General features: G+C 45.1%; 20 protein-coding genes and 1 pseudogene. 7 read left to right on the top strand and 14 right to left on the bottom strand.

The window, feature by feature from the left end:
* Positions 1-21 precede the first annotated feature (21 nt).
* Positions 22-1,035 carry an LLM class flavin-dependent oxidoreductase gene (locus tag ABEW32_RS18690; protein WP_430190510.1) on the bottom strand — a complete coding sequence of 338 codons (1,014 nt, stop codon included), beginning with the start codon at positions 1,033-1,035 and terminating at the stop codon, positions 22-24.
* 242 nt (positions 1,036-1,277) lie between these two features.
* Between ABEW32_RS18690 and ABEW32_RS18685 the strand changes: the two genes are divergently transcribed.
* From ABEW32_RS18685 to ABEW32_RS18670, 4 genes and pseudogenes are all read left to right on the top strand, one after another.
* A complete protein-coding gene (locus tag ABEW32_RS18685; RefSeq protein WP_488168821.1) occupies positions 1,278-1,760 on the top strand; it encodes an RrF2 family transcriptional regulator in 483 nt (160 codons plus the stop codon).
* A 30-nt stretch (positions 1,761-1,790) separates the two neighbouring features.
* A complete protein-coding gene (hslO, locus tag ABEW32_RS18680; protein ID WP_430190505.1) occupies positions 1,791-2,672 on the top strand; it encodes an Hsp33 family molecular chaperone HslO in 882 nt (293 codons plus the stop codon).
* 154 nt (positions 2,673-2,826) lie between these two features.
* Positions 2,827-3,657 carry a class I SAM-dependent methyltransferase gene (locus tag ABEW32_RS18675; protein WP_430190502.1) on the top strand — a complete coding sequence of 277 codons (831 nt, stop codon included), beginning with the start codon at positions 2,827-2,829 and terminating at the stop codon, positions 3,655-3,657.
* A 154-nt stretch (positions 3,658-3,811) separates the two neighbouring features.
* Positions 3,812-3,898, top strand: a pseudogene (locus ABEW32_RS18670) (aminoglycoside 6-adenylyltransferase); the annotation flags it as partial.
* 205 nt (positions 3,899-4,103) lie between these two features.
* On the opposite strand, the gene ABEW32_RS18665 reads toward ABEW32_RS18670, so the two are convergent.
* From ABEW32_RS18665 to ABEW32_RS18605, 13 genes are all read right to left on the bottom strand, one after another.
* Positions 4,104-4,448 carry a cupin domain-containing protein gene (locus tag ABEW32_RS18665; RefSeq protein ID WP_430190499.1) on the bottom strand — a complete coding sequence of 115 codons (345 nt, stop codon included), beginning with the start codon at positions 4,446-4,448 and terminating at the stop codon, positions 4,104-4,106.
* 118 nt (positions 4,449-4,566) lie between these two features.
* Positions 4,567-4,902 carry a YolD-like family protein gene (locus ABEW32_RS18660; protein ID WP_430190496.1) on the bottom strand — a complete coding sequence of 112 codons (336 nt, stop codon included), beginning with the start codon at positions 4,900-4,902 and terminating at the stop codon, positions 4,567-4,569.
* An 11-nt stretch (positions 4,903-4,913) separates the two neighbouring features.
* Positions 4,914-5,108 carry a hypothetical protein gene (locus ABEW32_RS18655; RefSeq protein WP_430190573.1) on the bottom strand — a complete coding sequence of 65 codons (195 nt, stop codon included), beginning with the start codon at positions 5,106-5,108 and terminating at the stop codon, positions 4,914-4,916.
* A gap of 130 nt (positions 5,109-5,238) precedes the next feature.
* A complete protein-coding gene (locus ABEW32_RS18650; protein ID WP_430190493.1) occupies positions 5,239-5,622 on the bottom strand; it encodes a VOC family protein in 384 nt (127 codons plus the stop codon).
* 104 nt (positions 5,623-5,726) lie between these two features.
* Entirely contained in the window at positions 5,727-6,215 is a 489-nt protein-coding gene (locus ABEW32_RS18645; RefSeq protein ID WP_430190491.1) for a hypothetical protein, read from the bottom strand.
* 81 nt (positions 6,216-6,296) lie between these two features.
* On the bottom strand, positions 6,297-6,659 hold the full coding sequence (locus ABEW32_RS18640; protein ID WP_430190488.1) for a response regulator: 363 nt from the start codon (positions 6,657-6,659) through the stop codon (positions 6,297-6,299).
* A 356-nt stretch (positions 6,660-7,015) separates the two neighbouring features.
* Positions 7,016-8,014, bottom strand: coding sequence for a metal ABC transporter substrate-binding protein (locus tag ABEW32_RS18635; RefSeq protein WP_430190485.1), 999 nt, complete (start codon positions 8,012-8,014; stop codon positions 7,016-7,018).
* Between the two features lie 35 nt (positions 8,015-8,049).
* Positions 8,050-8,898 (bottom strand): metal ABC transporter permease, encoded by an 849-nt coding sequence (locus ABEW32_RS18630; RefSeq protein WP_430190482.1) that lies wholly within the window; start codon positions 8,896-8,898, stop codon positions 8,050-8,052.
* A complete protein-coding gene (locus ABEW32_RS18625; protein ID WP_430190479.1) occupies positions 8,844-9,551 on the bottom strand; it encodes a metal ABC transporter ATP-binding protein in 708 nt (235 codons plus the stop codon). The genes ABEW32_RS18630 and ABEW32_RS18625 overlap by 55 nt, the downstream gene beginning before the upstream one ends.
* Positions 9,552-9,767: 216 nt before the next feature.
* On the bottom strand, positions 9,768-10,790 hold the full coding sequence (locus ABEW32_RS18620) for an ABC transporter substrate-binding protein (RefSeq protein WP_430190476.1): 1,023 nt from the start codon (positions 10,788-10,790) through the stop codon (positions 9,768-9,770).
* Between the two features lie 21 nt (positions 10,791-10,811).
* On the bottom strand, positions 10,812-11,645 hold the full coding sequence (locus ABEW32_RS18615) for an ABC transporter ATP-binding protein (RefSeq protein WP_430190473.1): 834 nt from the start codon (positions 11,643-11,645) through the stop codon (positions 10,812-10,814).
* Positions 11,642-12,754, bottom strand: a complete 1,113-nt coding sequence (locus tag ABEW32_RS18610; RefSeq protein ID WP_430190471.1) for a FecCD family ABC transporter permease — start codon at positions 12,752-12,754, stop codon at positions 11,642-11,644. Before ABEW32_RS18610 ends, ABEW32_RS18615 begins: the two co-directional genes overlap by 4 nt.
* Positions 12,751-13,833: a CobW family GTP-binding protein gene (locus tag ABEW32_RS18605; RefSeq protein WP_430190468.1), complete on the bottom strand. Its 1,083-nt coding sequence runs from the start codon at positions 13,831-13,833 to the stop codon at positions 12,751-12,753. The genes ABEW32_RS18610 and ABEW32_RS18605 overlap by 4 nt, the downstream gene beginning before the upstream one ends.
* Positions 13,834-14,065: 232 nt before the next feature.
* On the opposite strand from ABEW32_RS18605, the gene ABEW32_RS18600 reads away from it, so the two are divergent.
* From ABEW32_RS18600 to ABEW32_RS18590, 3 genes are read left to right on the top strand one after another with little or no spacing between them, the layout of a single operon-like run.
* Positions 14,066-15,067 carry a permease gene (locus ABEW32_RS18600; RefSeq protein ID WP_430190465.1) on the top strand — a complete coding sequence of 334 codons (1,002 nt, stop codon included), beginning with the start codon at positions 14,066-14,068 and terminating at the stop codon, positions 15,065-15,067.
* 8 nt (positions 15,068-15,075) lie between these two features.
* Positions 15,076-16,053, top strand: coding sequence for a TIGR03943 family putative permease subunit (locus ABEW32_RS18595; RefSeq protein WP_430190571.1), 978 nt, complete (start codon positions 15,076-15,078; stop codon positions 16,051-16,053).
* A gap of 18 nt (positions 16,054-16,071) precedes the next feature.
* Positions 16,072-17,181, top strand: a complete 1,110-nt coding sequence (locus tag ABEW32_RS18590; RefSeq protein WP_430190462.1) for a CobW family GTP-binding protein — start codon at positions 16,072-16,074, stop codon at positions 17,179-17,181.
* The last annotated feature ends 255 nt before the right edge of the window (positions 17,182-17,436 follow it).

The raw sequence follows: 17,436 nt of genomic DNA, 5'->3' as shown, positions 1-17,436 counted from the left end.
TCGTTTGTTTATCTTATCTATTTATCCATCTATATGCATCACTTGGGCTAGCAGCTCGTACGAACGCAAACGCGCCTGATGATCATATATCTGAGCGGTAATAATTAACTCATCGGCTCTCGTCTGGTTGATTATAAAATCCAGCCTTTGCTTGACGGTGTCAGGACTGCCAATTGCGGAATACCCCAGCATATTACCGCGAACCATCTCCTTCTCCTGCTCACTCCAAAGCTTATCCATGTTATCGACTGGTGGTTTTAGTCCTCCGCTATGTCCGCGCAGCACATTTAAAAATTGTTGTTCTTGTGAAGTAAAAAGCCGTTGTGCTTCTTCATCAGAATCTGCGACAACCACATTCACACCCACCATCACATACGGCTGATCCAGTGCCTTGGACGGCCGGAAATTACGGTGATACAATTCCAGCGCTTGTAGCAAATGAGCTGGGGCAAAGTGGCTAGCAAACGCGAACGGCAGTCCAAGCTGACCTGCCAATTGAGCGCTAAATCCACTTGAACCCAACAACCAGATAGGTATGTCCATCCCTTCTCCTGGAATTGCTCTTACACCCGGAACGGCTCCCTTTAGCGCTGGATTCAGGTAAGAACGCAGCTCATTTAATTGCTCGGGAAAATCTTCTCCAGTGCTGTGCAACCCTCGTCGTAATGCTCTCATTGCAGGTTGATCCGTGCCAGGAGCCCGACCAAGTCCCAGATCAATTCGCCCCGGATAAAGCGACTCTAAGGTTCCAAACTGCTCCGCAACCATGAGTGGAGCATGGTTAGCCAGCATAATACCGCCTGAACCGACCCGAATTTTGTGGGTATGTGCAGCTACATGCCCGATGATTACAGAAGTAGCCGCACTGGCAACCGCCTGCATGTTATGGTGCTCCGTTAGCCAGTAGCGGCGGTACCCCCATTGCTCAGCATGCTGGGCAAGATTCACCGTATCACGAAAGGAATCGGCAGGAGTACCGCCTTCAATGACAGGTGCAAGGTCTAATATAGATAGTGCAACATTCCGCGTAGTCATTTTATATAAACCTCCTGTCAAACTATTATTTTACGTATTTCTTTCCACACCTTAAGTCTTTGACCTATCAATCAATTGATGCATCAACTATAATAATGCGTCCCCTTATGAATTGCAAATGATTTAAATTTTAGTTTTTATCAAAAAATAGTTTACTTTTACGATCAGCTCGTCTATCATGCTCATATGTGGATAATGATTATCCATATTAGCCTGGTTATAACATATTGAGGTGATTGCTAGTGCATATGAAAACAGGTGTTGAACAATCTGTCTACGCCCTCCTTCTGCTCACGATGCTGCCGGACAAAGCCGTTTTACCTGGAGAAGCCATCAGCCAGCAGTTAGGCGCTTCACCTACTTATTTTCATAAGCTGTTACGAAAATTGGTTAGCTCTGATTTGATTACTTCTGTACCTGGTGTCAAGGGCGGGTTCAAATTAAAGAAAAAACCTGAGGATATACGGGTATTTGATATTTATCTGGCGATTGAGGGACAACAAACCCTCTACTCTTCCAGCGGTATATACAACGATATGCTTGAATTAAAGAAAGACGATCAGTGCTGCTTACTGACCAATTTGATGGAAGAAGCGGAAGCCTCCTGGAAGGCCGTTCTGAAAAGAGAAACCATCGCATCACTATCCGCTGAATTTTTTAAAGAAGGATACGATGCGAAAATTACTTCTTTGGAGAACTGGATTCAGGAAAAAATGGTGTTGTAAGAACTCTTATTTACAGAAAGGGATATGAACATGAATGATTATTTAGTAAAAGCTCTTGCCTACAATAACCAGGTGCGGGCTTATGCTGTGAGAACAACGGAAACAGTAAGTGAAGCCCAGCAGCGTCATTATACCTGGCCAACAGCATCGGCTGCATTGGGACGTTCCATGACGGTGGGCGTGATGCTGGGAGCTATGCTTAAACATGAGGATAAACTGACGATCCGGATTAATGGCGGGGGGCCCATCGGTACTATTCTTGTTGATACCAACGCCAAAGGAGAAGTTAGAGGTTATGTAAAAAATCCACAAACCCATTTTGAGCTTAATCAGATCGGGAAATTAGATGTCGCCAGAGCCGTAGGGATAGATGGAGCGCTGATTGTATCCAAAGATATTGGCTTAAAGCAACCATTTGTTGGACAAGTCCCCCTTATATCGGGTGAACTGGGCGAGGATTTTACTTCTTATCTCGTCCAATCCGAACAAATCCCTTCTTCTGTAGGAGCCGGGGTTATTGTTAACCCGGATAACTCCATTCAGGCGGCTGGAGGTTTTATTATTCAGTTAATGCCAGGTACACCGGAGGAGGTCATCAGTTTTATCGAGCGACGGATTGAGAGCATTCCGAGTATCTCCGCCATGGTCATGGAAGGTCTTGCACCAGAGCAGATTCTGGGTCAGATTTTGGGAGAAGGCAACATGAACATATTGGAAACTATGCCTGTACAATTTCATTGTCCCTGCTCCGAAGAACGAGTTACCAACGCCATTATCAGCTTAGGGAATCAGGAAATAGAAGACATGATCCGTACCGATGGCCAGGCTGAGGCCCATTGCCATTTCTGCAATGCACATTACCATCTCACCAAAGAAGATCTCGAAGGCATGCTGGAAACTAACATCGTTTAAATACGGGCTGTTCCCAAAAGTAGTTCAAGCTACTGGGGAACAGCTCTTTTATTTACCAATTATTCTCATTACTTCCTTATCCGAAAACGGTAGACTTGCTCCTCATGTAAGTGTTAATGTTATATTATTCCAATCCTTTGAGGTGAGATGCTCTATGTTCGACAAAGATACATATGACATTCTGGCTTATTATGACGGCGGTGCAGAAATAGGCAGGTTAGAGCGAGGCATCGGAAAAATAGAACTGGAAAGATCAAAAGAAATCATTTCCCGTTATCTCAACGAATCCACTCACGTTATTTATGATATCGGCGGCGGTATAGGGGTCTACTCTTTATGGCTGGCAGGGCTGGGATACGAGGTTCATCTATTTGATCTATCTTCCCAAGCCATTGAGTTCGCTCGTCAGCAGCAATTGAATAACCCCATCATCAGCACACTGGAAACCGCAGATGCCAGAAATCTTGATCGTAAGGATGAGAGCGCGGACATGGTGCTATTGATGGGGCCTTTATATCATTTAACAGAGCAGAAGGAACGAGTAAACGCACTGCAAGAAGCGGCACGTGTCTTAAAGAAGGGGGGAACGCTGATTACTTCGGCGATCTCCAAGTTTGGCTCGCTACTATGGGGACTATCAGTGTACGGCGAGTGCAATACCATTATGGAGGAAGATGCGTTCATGGATATGGTCAGACAGGAACTGGCAGATGGTCAGCATATACGCCCGGCGGCCTATCCCTCTTTTATCACACGGTCCTACTTCCATACTCCAGATGCTTTGCGTGCAGACTGGCAGGCGGCTGGATTGTCGAAGCCTCGTGTATTAGGCGTAGAAGGCCCTGTCTGGATTGCACCCGGATTTGAGGGAAAATGGGCGATTCCTTCCCATCGCAGACGTTTGCTGGATATAGCACGGCAGGTTGAAGAGCAAGAATCCGTGATCGGCATGAGCCCGCATATGCTTGCGGTAGGTACCAAGTAAAAAGACGAGCAATTCCCCCGCTGTTTGCTTTTCCCAGATAAAAAACCTAATGGAGGTCGTTTTCCTTGATGATCCTTGAACTGGTGGCTCTTATTTCTACCACAGTCTTGTTTACGTTTTTTTCCTTTCGATACCGCTTGTGGAGACGACTACCATAAGAAATGAACAAGAGATGCTGCATACTATTCTCCAATTTGCTCAAGAGGACGAACGGGTGCGTGCCGTGATTATGAATGGTTCGGGCCGTTATGGTTATAGATACCCGATTGAGGACGATCAACGTGTGACAAACTATCTCCATCACATAAAAGCTCTACCTACAGATGCAACAGACATCTATTAATGAAAAAAAACAGCCGGGCACTTGATTTACATGTGCTGGGCTGGTTTTTATACTCTAACGTTGTTTGTCTAAAATACCATTTTGGGATGGGCTGTCCCTAATATTAGTTTTCGGCCAGGACCCGGTCGCCTCTGCTGGCAGGCTGAGAGATAACCAAAAATTCAACATCCTCATCCGTGTCGTTAAACATTTGATGAGGTACCATAGGAGGAACCTCACATCCTTCCTGAGACCCTAACTGGATTCGTTCACCGTCCACTTCAAGTACCGCTGTCCCTGATAAAATAAAGAAAAATTGGCGTGCATGGTGATGATAATGTCTAACTTCATGTGTATTTCCCGGCATACGCTCATGAATAATGCTCAAATCATCATTTTTCACTAAGCGCCAACCATCACATTGATCTCCCCATATATAATGTTCAGCACTATGTTTACTTATTTTCAAGATGAATTCCCCCTCTACAGTTACAGCTTTATTGTAGTAAATCTAGAACCACAAAGCTACAATCTTAATTATTAAGACCGACAGGACCCATGTAAAAATGTCCCGTGGTCAGACCGTTTTAGATATCAGCCTCGATAATTTCCTCCAACTTAATCCAGCTAAAATCCTCTTCTCCACGAGATAGCTTCACTTCTCGCCGACTTGTGTTAATCACTGTAACCAGTCCGCGGAGCTCCTCATCATCAAACGGATTGAACACTCTTATCGTAATAGGCTTCCGTTCGTTATAGGATACGATAATGGCCTGTTCAATCTGCTGCATCTCCTGGTCGTCCAGTGTTGGCTTGCCGCGTCTGCCCTGCTCCTTCATCAGTCTTAAATATGCCTCCCGATGTTCAGGCAAAATCATGCGCGAGCTTTCCCATATGCCGTTTCCTTCAAGCTTTTTTCCCATCGTAAGCCCTCCTATGCTGTTCTGGTTACCGGATGCCATGCCAATACATGATCTAATCGAAAAACACGTGGCTGACCCGTCTGTAAACAGGTGGCCCGTATCAAACCATTCTGCACACGATGGACCTCTATCCTTCGATGAGACAGCTTGCCCTTTCGGTCCATATACACGATTTCCACGATCTGTCCCACATATTTCTCCAGCATCATCCTTCACTCCTCATCAGAACGTTTGTTTGTATTATATGCGAACATGCGTTTGATTATCAATGTAAAAAAATCCCCAGAGGGAGCTGACTCTCTCAAGGGATTTTATATAACCGTACCTATAAATTTATTATTTGCTTTTTTCCATTACAGCAAAGTAATTGTCTTCATAATCTGCAAAGTTAAATACTCTCCCGAACGGCATATCTACAATTTCTCCAACTTTGACATTTTTCTTTGATAAGTCACTATGGAGATGATCGAGAGTTTCTGAGAAAAACATTAAAGAAGGTGCACCAAGATTTAATTCGGGGGACATTTTAGCAACGAATTCCTTATTATGGAGAATGATGCTTGTTTCGGCGTCCTTTGTAGGAGCAATTTCAATCCATCTCATACCTTGACCGTTATTTTCTTCAGAAATTACACTAAACCCTACCTTTTCAGTCCAAAAATTCAGTGCCTCATCTTGGTTATTTACATACAACATAATTTGACCGACTTTATTAATCATTGGTTTATCACTCCCTTGCAATAAGTAATTACCAAAATCAATGCTTTTAGTCAGCCTATAGTATTTTCCTAATCTAATACAACAACCATTATATGCCTCTCGCTTTAAAATTCATAGGTGGACAGCTTAATATCCTCTTTATTCAAATCTTTCAACGGATACACAGGACCATTCCAATAAGTCAAAATATTAAGCGGCTCATTAGTACTATGCTCCTTTAAAGTGTGAGATAATTCAAGCAATATATGAGGAAGTTGATAAGAGCTTGTTAAAAATTGATATTCCTCTGGGTTTTCGCAGTCTTCTGCTCGATAGAACACAAAGTAACCCTCAGTATAGTCCCCAATGAGTACAATATGACGAGCAAGAAAGATAATTTCACCATTGGCAAACGGAATGGAAAATGTCGAAGCAGAGATCAAATCTGTCTCTAATGCCTCAATACGAAGGGTGAGTTCATTGTTAAGAGCATCCACTTTTTTTCTTTGTTCACTGATAAGGTTTTCGTAATTTACAGGAACAAGCCCCCCATTCTTGATCGTAGCGATCAGTTCATCTATAAACACTTTTTGAGACAATACTCGATTGCTCATCCTATTCATCTCCATATTCGTAAAAATAAGCATGAAACTCCCGCTTCAACATGTTCAAATAATTATGTATTAAAAGCTTGATTAATTATCCAGCATTTTTGTGACAGCATTCACGACCCTCTCCATCTCAAATGGCTTCACAATAAAATCTTTGGCCCCTGCCTTAAATGCTTGTATAATTGCTTCCTGCTGACCCAAAGCAGAACACATTAAGATATTGGCTTTAGGATCAAGCTCTACAATCTTTTTAACCGCCTCAAGACCATCCATTTTAGGCATATTAATATCCATGGTAATTAAATCGGGTCGAAAGTGGGCATATTTCAACACTGCATCATACCCATTTTCCGCTTCTGCAATAACAGAGTGACCTAAATCCATAAGAATATCCTTGAGCACAGAACGCATAAATAAAGAATCATCCACTATTATAACTGTTGCCAAGTTAACCTCTCCAATCCGTTGTCTTATGATATGTACGCCCAAACTTCAATATCGGTGAAAAAACTAGTTATATTAATAGAAAGAATCTGTAAAAAGAAAAACGCTACCATTGAATTATAAAAGGAATTTGAAACTAGCTACTCCAGCATTAATTTCAAAAAAAACGTTTCGCAATGACGTAAATCATCTCTATAGTATGAAGATTACAAAGTACTAGGTATTCCATGAACCCTTAGCACTAGGCAAAAGAATTGAAAAGGAAGAGAAACAGAGGCTAACTCATTAAACAGATACAAAAAAGACGCTGGTATCGCTCCCAACGTCTTTTCTTGAACTAACTATTTGTTTAAATATGCTTATTCATTCAGAGCTTTTTTCAAAGCCTCCAAATTGTTTTTCATTACACCAAGGTAATCCAGGTTCTTCTGCTTATCTTCATCTGTCAATCCCTCAAGCGGGTTCAGCACATCCGTTTTCGAACCAATTTCGGTAGCTACAGTCTCAGCAACCTTCGGATCAACCAACGTTTCAAAGAAAATCGTCTTCACATTGTTTTCTTTAGCAAACTTGATAATACCTGCCAACTTGTCTGGTGTAGGTTCTTGTTCTGGAGATAAACCGGCAATAGGTACTTGGGTCAGACCATATTGCTTAGCCAAATAGCTAAAAGCAGCATGCTGCGTAATAAAGTCTTTACGTTTTACATCTTTCAGACCTGTTTTGAACTCGGTATCCAGTTCTTTCAGCTTGGCGATATAAGCGTCAGCGTTTTTCTCATAGTCTGCTTTATTTGCAGGATCGGCTTTTACAAGCCCTGCTTCTATAGCTTCTACTTCTTTCTGAGCTAAGACTGGATCAAGCCATACATGAGGGTCCAGCACATGATCGTGATCATGGCCTTCCTCTGCGTGTGCTTCTTCTCCTTCTTCCTCCTCAGCAGAGCCTTCCATCAGGTTCAACCCTTTGCTTGCTTCAACTACTACACGCTTATCATTGGATGCGCTGCTCAAAGCCTGTTCTGCCCAGCCTTCGACGATCCCGTTATAAACAAATACGTCAGCATCCTTAACCTGTGCCATATCCTTGGCGCTTGGTTCCCAGTCATGCGGCTCAGCACCGGCAGGAATCAACGCAGTTACGTTAGCATGATCTCCAGCAACTTGCTTGGTAAATTCATACATCGGATAAAAAGTGGTGACCACATTCAGCTTTTTACCACTGTCTGCTGTTTGTGCCGTATTAGGTTCGGTTTGGGATGTGTTCGTGGCTGTCTGATCAGATTTAGCTCCACAACCGGCCAAAATAAGTGCTAGCCCCGCAGACAATACAAATGATTTTTTGAACCATGTATTCATATCCGTAACTCCTTATGTGTTAGTTTTTTGTACGCTCACTGGCCTGCTGCATTCTTACGTCGGGAAGCCTGTTGCTTGCCCAGCTTACGGACCAGCTTTTGAATACTAGCTCCTACGATCAGGAATAATAAGAGCACCATAGCAATCGTCCCACCTGGGGGTGTACTGAGTTCATATGATGCGGTTAATCCCATAAATACGCCGATCAATGCGGTGATCATGGATATCCAAATAGCTGCCGCGAAGCTCGGTGCAATTCGAATCGCCAGCGCAGCAGGCAACACGATTAGTGAGGAGACAAGCAGTACACCGACAATCGGCATGGCTGCGGCTACAATCATCCCAGTCAAAATACTAAACGCAAACGAGATAGATTTGACAGGAAGACCATTGGTCTTTGCCGTTTCTTCATCAAAGGTAATCTGGTACAAAGGGCGTCGAAACACGAAAAAGAAAATACCTCCGATGATAGCCACAACGATCATCAACATCAGCTCAGTCTGATTGACGGCTACGACCGAGCCAAACAAATAAGCGGAAAATCCCTTATTAATGCTCTGGTTCAGATTCATTAAAATAACAGCCGTTGAGAGGCCGCCTACCATAATAATAGCCACAGAAATCTCACTATACGTTTTATAAGATCTGCGGACATACTCAACAATAATCGCGCCGATCACGGCAACAATAAATCCAGTTATCGTCGGGTTAATGCCTAAATAGGCGCCTGCTGCCACCCCTGCAAGCGATACATGCGATAGCATGTCCGCCATGAGAGCCTGGCGCCGTAGCATCAGGTATACTCCAAGCACCGAGGCCAGCAGTGCAATTACCCCACCGGCACAAAATGCCCGCTGCATGAAGTCGTAGTGCAGCATTTCCATCCGCCATCTTCCTTCCTTTCAAGCTCAATAATACGGTCCAAATAATGTTGCACTTCCGATAGTCCATGCGTAACCATGACTACGGTTCTTCCATATTCCTTAACCTGCTGATTCATCAGATCGTAGAAGTGATGTCGGCTTTCCTGATCCATCCCAGTCGTGGGCTCATCCAAAATGAGCAAATCCGATTCCTGAGCAAGCGCTCTTGCCACACAAATACGCTGCTTCTGTCCACCAGACAATTCGCCGATTTTACGATGCCGTAAATCCCACATCCCTACTTGACGAAGTGCCTGCTCTGTCAAATCATGATCCTCAGCCCGCATCCGGCGTAGCCAGGAACCATGAGTGTATCTACCCGAACGGACAAATTCCAAGATGGTACTTGGAAACCCTCCATTGAAGGCAGCAATTTGTTGTGATACAAATCCGACAACCAGCTTTTTACCTTCACCTGTACGGTCGGACATGAACACTTTGCCTTTCCAAGGCTGAAGTAAACCGAGCAGCAACTTAAGCATCGTCGATTTGGAAGCACCATTTGGTCCGGTAATAGCCACAAATTCTCCAGAAAAAATTTCAACATTGGCATCCACCAAGTTAGGAACATCTCCGTAGCCAAATGTGACTTGATCCAATGAGGCCAATAACATAACGCAAATCTCCTTTTCCTTTAAAAAGCCTGGAGCCATCTGAGCGGTCATCATAGCGCAGATTCTCCAGGTCGTTTATGATCATTAAACCATCTACCGTAATTATTACGATTTGGTAATAAAAAAATAAGCGCTTGATAAACGTAACCTTTACGCATTAGCAAGTTTAACAGTTTAGGCAAGGTTCGTCAATGTTTTGGCAACTCTTTTGTTTGTTTATTTCACTTTGTCCGGGTACAAGCCTGCAGCCAAGGTTTTCAGTGCAATCGGTGCTCGCACACCTTCAGCCGCTGCGGATAGAGGCAGCACCACAAACCGTTTGTTTTTGATCGCTTCGACACCAGCCAGCGCGGGCTTGCTCAACAGCAACTTTTCTTTATCAGCCAGTGAAGTATCTCCGTAGTCGAGAATAACAATAACATCAGGGTTGCGGTTCACGACCTCTTCCCAGCTTACCTCCGTAAAACTTTTGTCAATATCATCAAAAATATTTTTCGCCTTCACACTTTTAATCAAAGATGTCAGATAATTGTTAGCAGCCGTAAATGGTTTGTCTTCACCGCTGTCATAGACAAAAACCTTGGGTGCCCGTTCAACTGTACCAATTTGAGTCTGAATGGACTGCACTTGTGTACGAATGTCATTTACCAGCTTTTCTGCACGCTCTTCAACCCGAAAAATACGTCCAATATTTAGTATATCCCGATATACATCTTCTAATGTAGGGCCCGGCTTATTGGAGGATTCCTGCACATAGGTTTGCACACCCTGTTGGGCAAGCTCCTCACGGGAACCCAAACTTTTATCATTAAAGGCACTCTTCCAGCCCGCATAGGCAAAATCCGGTGCAGCTGCCATAAACACCTCTTTGGACGGATATTGTTTGGCCAGAACTGGGATTTTATCATATTGAGTTTTATATTGCGGCAAAATCTGATCATCCAAATAGGCGGTTCCTACCATAGAGGATTCCAGCCCAAGGGCCAGCATAACTTCTGTCGCATGCTGGTTCAATGTAACCGCGCGTTTGGGCGCTTCGGGAAATACCATTTTAACACCCATATTTTCAATCTCTACGGCCTTCTCTTGGGTCGTTGATTGCGATGCGTTAGGTTGCTGCCCATTTGCAGATAAATTTGTGGTTTGAGCCGTGTTTCCTGCTGCGCAGGCCGATAACAGCAGCATCATCGCCAAAGCAAGCATAAACAGCGATAATGCGGGGTTGCTATATTTATTCATATGTAACGTCTCCTCTTTCATTCACAGTATATCTTGCTTTATCAGATCACCATTTGTTCTGCTAATGTCGTGGATGGCTCCACCTCTGAGAGAATCCGGTAAAAAGGTGATACTTGGTTTCCCTGTTTTCGGATGAACGCGGATTTCTGTCTCCACTCCAAATACACTGCGCAGCAGGTCAGGCTGAAGCACATCCTCCGTTATGCCGGAAGCTACCACTTTTCCTTCTTTTAAAACATACATTCGGTCACAATAAAATGCCGCCAAATTTAAATCATGCAATGCAGCTAAAGTAGTGATCTGAAGTGTTTTGACCAAATCGAGAATTTGCAGCTGATACCGGATATCCAAATGATTCGTTGGCTCATCCAAAATGAGAAACTTCGCCTGTCCGGCCAAAGCTCTGGCGATCAATACCCGTTGCTTTTCACCGCCCGAGAGGGTAGCAAACCCCTGATCCGCCTGAGCATTCATGCCTACCCGCTCCAGTGCCTGTTCAACCAATTCATGATCGAGGGCAGTATCTGCTTCCAGCAGTTTTTTATGGGGATGGCGGCCCATCAGGACGATGTCTCGTACTGAAAAATCAAACGTTTGGGGCGCATCCTGGCTCACCACTGCCATTTGTCGCGCCGTCTCTTTGTACTTCATCCGCAATAAATTCTGGCCATCCAGCGTCACCAAACCACTGTCAGGCCTTAACACCCGATACATATTCTTAAGCAACGTTGATTTGCCACTGCCATTCGGACCGATCAGCCCGACCAGCTCTCCTGTTTTTACTTGGAGACTGATGCCGTCGATCAACCGTTTATCGTGAATACTGAAGGTCACGCCTTCAACTTCTATATTCATTTTTCGCCTCCAAACGAGTAAGAACTACGGCGCAGTAGCCATACAAAAAAGGGACTGCCGCACACAGCTGTTACAATACCAATCGGCAGCTCCTGCGGAGCCAGCACGAGCCGGGCACATACGTCTGCCCACACGACAAAGATAGCTCCCGAAAGCAGACTGACGGGCAGGACACGTCGATGATCCGATCCCACTATTAACCTAACGATGTGTGGGATCATAAGCCCGACAAAGCCAATCGAGCCACTGACGGATACGACTGCCCCGGTTAAAAGGGAAGCGACAACAACTAATAATATGCGGAACGCCTGTACGTTCACACCGAGCGTTACGGCGGCTTCCTCTCCCGTTAGCAAAGCATTCAGTGAACGGTGTCGGGTCAAAAGGACAGCCGTCCCAACGATTATAATGAGGCTCGGAATGAAAAGCGTATCCCATTGCGCGCCTGCCAGACTTCCCATCATCCAATACATCGCGTCACGGATGCCTTTTTCATTCGGAGCCATCGTAACGATAAAGCTGGTCACAGCTGACAGCATCATAGATACTGCAACCCCTGCCAACAGCAAGCGGGTCGTCGATATTCTGCCGGCCACACGGGCCAACGCAAACACCATAAGCATCGCAGCTAGAGATCCCATAAAAGCAGATATGGGCAGTGCAAGTCGTCCCAAAAATCCAAAAGCTCCAAACACAATAACTAACGTCGCTGTCACTGAAGCCCCCGACGAAACTCCTAAAATATAGGGGTCCGCTAACGAATTACGAATGAGTGCCTGTATAGCCGTTCCGGTAACAGCAAGGCCTGCTCCTACGACAACACCTAGCAGCACGCGCGGAAAACGAATTTCCCAGACGATATATTGCTCCGGTTTGGTCCATGTCACTGGGATCCACTGATCCAGCCAGGGCAGATGAGACAGCGCAATTCGCCATACTGTCCCTGGAGCGACAGCCACAGGACCCAGCATGACCGCGAGTGTAACTGACAGCACCAGCCCAACAGTTAACAGCAGCAGAATTGTTGTAAATCTCCATGGAGGCTTCCCTACTAGGTCAGTTCGAGAATGAGGCTTGGATGAATAAACGCTGCTTGTTCTCGAAATCATGAACTAGCCGGTGGCTTTGTGGCCTTTTCCAGCTTTTTCAATCGTTCCTCGATCTCAGAAGCAGAGAAATTCTCCCCCATAATAACTGCTACATCGTTCACTGGCTTTTGTGGTCGAATCGGAATGATTTCCAGCTCACGATAGGCAAATTGGAACATCATCTGACCCTCCGATTCCAAAAATCGCACAATTCCTTTGGCCCGATAAATTTCAGCAGGTAAACTGCGGAACAACTGTTCAAACTCGGAACGTGACACAGGTTGTCCAAAAAAATGCGTATGAACAACTACATGGTCGTAGGAATGATAATGCTCCCCGTGTTCGTGGTCATGGTGCTCAGGCTTATGATGGTCATGAGAATGATGGTCTGTATGGTCATCATGGCCATAGGTGGAAAGTCGATCTTCTGCATGATGATGATTGTTCGCGATATCAACTGTAGACTCCTTTTTTCGCGAAACATCCAATCGTCCCTCTCCTTGAATGGAGAAAAAGGTACCCGTATCTACGTCACTCCGCTGCGTGCTTATAGTCAAAGCATAGGGATTTAATTCTTTTACAAGAGCCTGTACTTTTTGCAATTCTCCCGCAGCCAATAAATCAGTCTTGTTAATAATCAGTTTGGAAGCACACCGCAGCTGATCCTGCATTAACCGAAACGACTTGCTTCTCTCACTACCTAAGGAAAAATCCAGAAATTGACGCGCATCCATAACTGTAATAACGGATTGTAAAACCATCGAAGAATAGATAGAAGCATCTGTCACTGCATCTACGATCTCCATCGGATTAGCCACTCCCGTACATTCGACAATAATCACATCCGGCTTATATTCCTTGGCAAGATTCATGAGCTCAACGCCCAAATCGCCGCGAATGGTACAGCATATACAGCCACTGAGCATTTCCTTCATAGGAGCTTGGTCATTCACCAAACTACCGTCCAGATTAACATCACCTAACTCATTCATCAAAATAGCTGGCTTGAGCCCCTGCTCCTTGTAGTAAGCCAGCGCATGCTGAAGAAGAGTTGTTTTCCCACTGCCCAAAAAACCGGATAAAACAACAATCGGTATCATAAAATCCTCCTTCTCTTTTACAGCACTAATATGGATCGTACCGTAAAAGTTTTCTTCTTGCAATCATTTATCCGATATTAATCGTAATAATTACTATTAATAATCATAAATATATATGATCTCATTTTGAATTGTCAATATAGGAGGTGATTGAAGCATAATCCAGCGGCATGATTGTCCCAGCCCAGGCATAGGATGTAGATAAGAACCCTTATTCCCAAGGAGATTTGGAATGAAAAACAGTACGCTGTTGAAGATGCTGCCTTTTATGATTCCTTTTGCCTTTCTCATCCCTGTGCTTATTACGCTATCTCCTCAGTGGCTTCGTTTGTTAGATATGGGGCAACTGCAGTCATTAAAGACGGTATTTATGGGTATTTTTCTGGAAGCTGTTCCGTTTCTCCTGATTGGTGTGCTTGTCTCATCCCTCTTGCAGTGGCTTATACCAGAGACATGGATTCGCAAGATAGCGCCTGCGCATCCTATTCCGGGTGTCCTGCTCGCCTCCTTGCTAGGTATGCTGTTTCCCATCTGTGAGTGTGGCATGATCCCTGTCGTTCGCCAATTAATGCTCAAGGGAATGCCTACCTATATGGGTATCACTTTTATCTTAAGCGGGCCTATTATCAATCCTGTAGTGCTGGCTGCCACGATGATGGCTTTCCCTTCCCATCCTGAGGTCACTGTCGTTCGAATGGGTTTGGCCTTTGTCGTTTCCGCGACCATCGGATTGATCATATATGCCTTCGTGCGTGTGCATCCGCTCAAACGGTCGTTACTCTCTTTTAACCAGCAGCAGCAGAACAATCAGTCTCATCGGCATAACCGCACCTGGCGGGGCTTTTTTGTACATGCTGGTGACGAGTTTTTGGATATGAGCAAATATCTCATTATCGGTGCATTATTGACAGCTTGCATCCAAACCTTTATCCCACGTGACGAATTGCTTTCGTTAAGCAATGGAACGGCCGGCTCGTACGCCTTTATGATGGGCTTTGCTTACGTGCTGTCGCTGTGCTCCACCTCTGATGCTTTTGTAGCTACTGCTTTTTCGCATACCTTTACACTGGGACCGCTGGCAGCCTTTCTTGTACTCGGCCCGATGCTTGATTTCAAAGGCACACTCATGCTACTCAGCACCTTTCGCACCAAATTTGTCGTGATCCTGGGCTTACTCATTGTTTTACTCGTCCTGATGGGGTCTGTAGCTGCTGAATGGTTATTGGGGAGGTGAATACAAACGTGAACTCAACCCTTAGCATCCGCTGCCAATATGGCATGCGCTCCTTGCTTATGATCGGATTAGCTGTATACATCATCACATTACAACACACGAGTGCACTTCATTACTACTTGGCTCCGCACATGCAAAAGCTGCTTCTGCTCTGCCCTGTGCCACTCATATTCATCGCTTTGGCGATGGCATGGCACGTAATCGTGGGGGGGCGGGATGGTGAAGATGTATGCGATTGTGAACATCCGTTACCGCAAAGCTGGTTCAAAAAAACTCTCGTATATGGAATGCTGCCCATTCCGCTGCTGTTCGGTTCACTGCTGCCTAATCAGGCGCTTGGCAGTGACATGGCCGCCAAAAAAGGCATGTCCTTCACCTATCCCAACCCGGATATCCGACGAAAAACAGACATACAAGCCACGAACACATCCGCCGCCTCCCTTTTATCAACTACATCTTCTACACCAACTTCGCTCCCTCTACAGGGAAAATGGAGTCAGGAAGCGCTGGATAAGCTGTTTGTTCCTCTCGATAAGTACAATGTTGAATTCGCCGAGCTGGCGAAACGTCTGTACCAGCAGCCCATTATACAGATCCAGCCGGAGATTTTTTCCGAAACTATAGGAGCGATCGAACTGTATAAACACGCTTTTGAAGGAAAAAAAATACAGGTGACTGGCTTTGTCTATAAAGACGACAACCTACTGGGTAAAGGTCTATTTGCAGTAGGAAGATTCCTTGTGATGTGCTGTACTGCCGATGCCATGCCATTCGGGATTATCGTCCAATCCCAGAACCCTCCGTCCTTTGACAAAGATACCTGGGTGACTATTGAAGGAACACTGCATGCAACGCAAAAGGGCAATACACCCGTACTTGAAATTCAATCCGATAAAATAACAACTGTCGAGCAGCCTGAATCCCCTTATGTCTATACCCAAGCAGACTCGGTAGCTACCTACGATCGTTTGAATACAGCACATTAAACCCACCAAGGAGGAAAAATGATGAACAAGGTTCCTGTTATATTAATCAGTGGTTTTCTTGGAAGCGGCAAAACAACACTCCTTTTGCGGCTGTTAGCCCATACCCGCCAGATTCCCCTTCGTGCTGCTGTTTTAATGAACGAAATGGGCGAATATGATGTAGACAGCGCTATTATTTCAGCCGAAATGCCTGACGTAACAGTGGAGGGACTGCTAGAGGGGTGCATTTGCTGCAGCAAAAGAAATGAGCTGGCTGGTGCACTGCATACCCTGCTCAGCCAAGATCCGGATGTGATCTTCATGGAGACCACCGGAGTAGCCAACCCCGAGCAGGTATTGGAAGAACTTCGCTCCCCACTGCTGGCAGATCGGCTGTATCTGGTTCATAGCATCAGTGTCGTGGATGCCGAGCTGTTCCATGAATACAACAGCCGCTTCACCGCAGACAAGGAGCTGGTTCGAACTCTGCACGGACAGCTTCGCTCTGCCGACTTCATTGTGGTGAACAAAACGGATGTCGCAAATAGCCGTGAAGTGGCAAAGGTCGTCAAAAACATCCGCAAGCTCAACAATACAGCCAAGTTGCAAACTACTGAATATAGTCGTATTGACCTTGAACCACTGCTGGAACCTATCCTGACCTCCGTATGGGTTGGTACGAAGCCTGTACAGGTATTTCAACTTACATCGGCACAGTCACAGCCGAGCGACGCAGGAGCATCATCTATTCCAATTCCCGTCAAAGATAACGAAGGATCTAGCTACGCCTCCAGAAGTACCGCATTCAAAGTGATTTCTGCACACCGTCATAACCACAGTCACGATCACGACCGCCCCCATTCTTTTTCTCGTCTGGAGAGCTTAACACTGCATCAATATTCTCCTCAGACATTGGAAAAGCAACGGTTAGAAGACTTTCTGACTGGGCTAGGTTCCTCGCTACTTCGCGCGAAAGGTTACTGTGTGCTTCCACACGAGGGAACAATGCTTTTGCAATTCTCAGGAAATCACTTGGAATGGCAGCCCACCGCACTTCCGGTGAGCCAGGGATATGTCACACTTATTGGAGAACAGCTTGACAAGGCATTCATTACCGACCAATGGGAACAGTGCTTCGTTTCATTGTAATTGATACATTCGGTTTAAGATGAATTTTCTCTCTGGAATGTTTACGAAATTAAAATTTAAAAGGCTGCTCCTTTGACCTTTACAAGTCAAGGAACAGCCTTTTTTTCGTAACCATTATGAATTTGCATGCACGCAGTATGTACCTCATAGCATGTCATGTTGAATGAATGGGAATAAAAAAGCCGTCGAGGCTTTCTCGACAGCTTGAGTACGACTATACAAAGTCATACATTAATTGCTTGGCAACGTCCTACT

The sequence above is a fragment of the Paenibacillus jamilae genome (assembly GCF_050482105.1).
Lineage (GTDB): Bacteria > Bacillota > Bacilli > Paenibacillales > Paenibacillaceae > Paenibacillus > Paenibacillus jamilae_B.
This window is presented reverse-complemented; position numbering and strand designations above follow the sequence as displayed.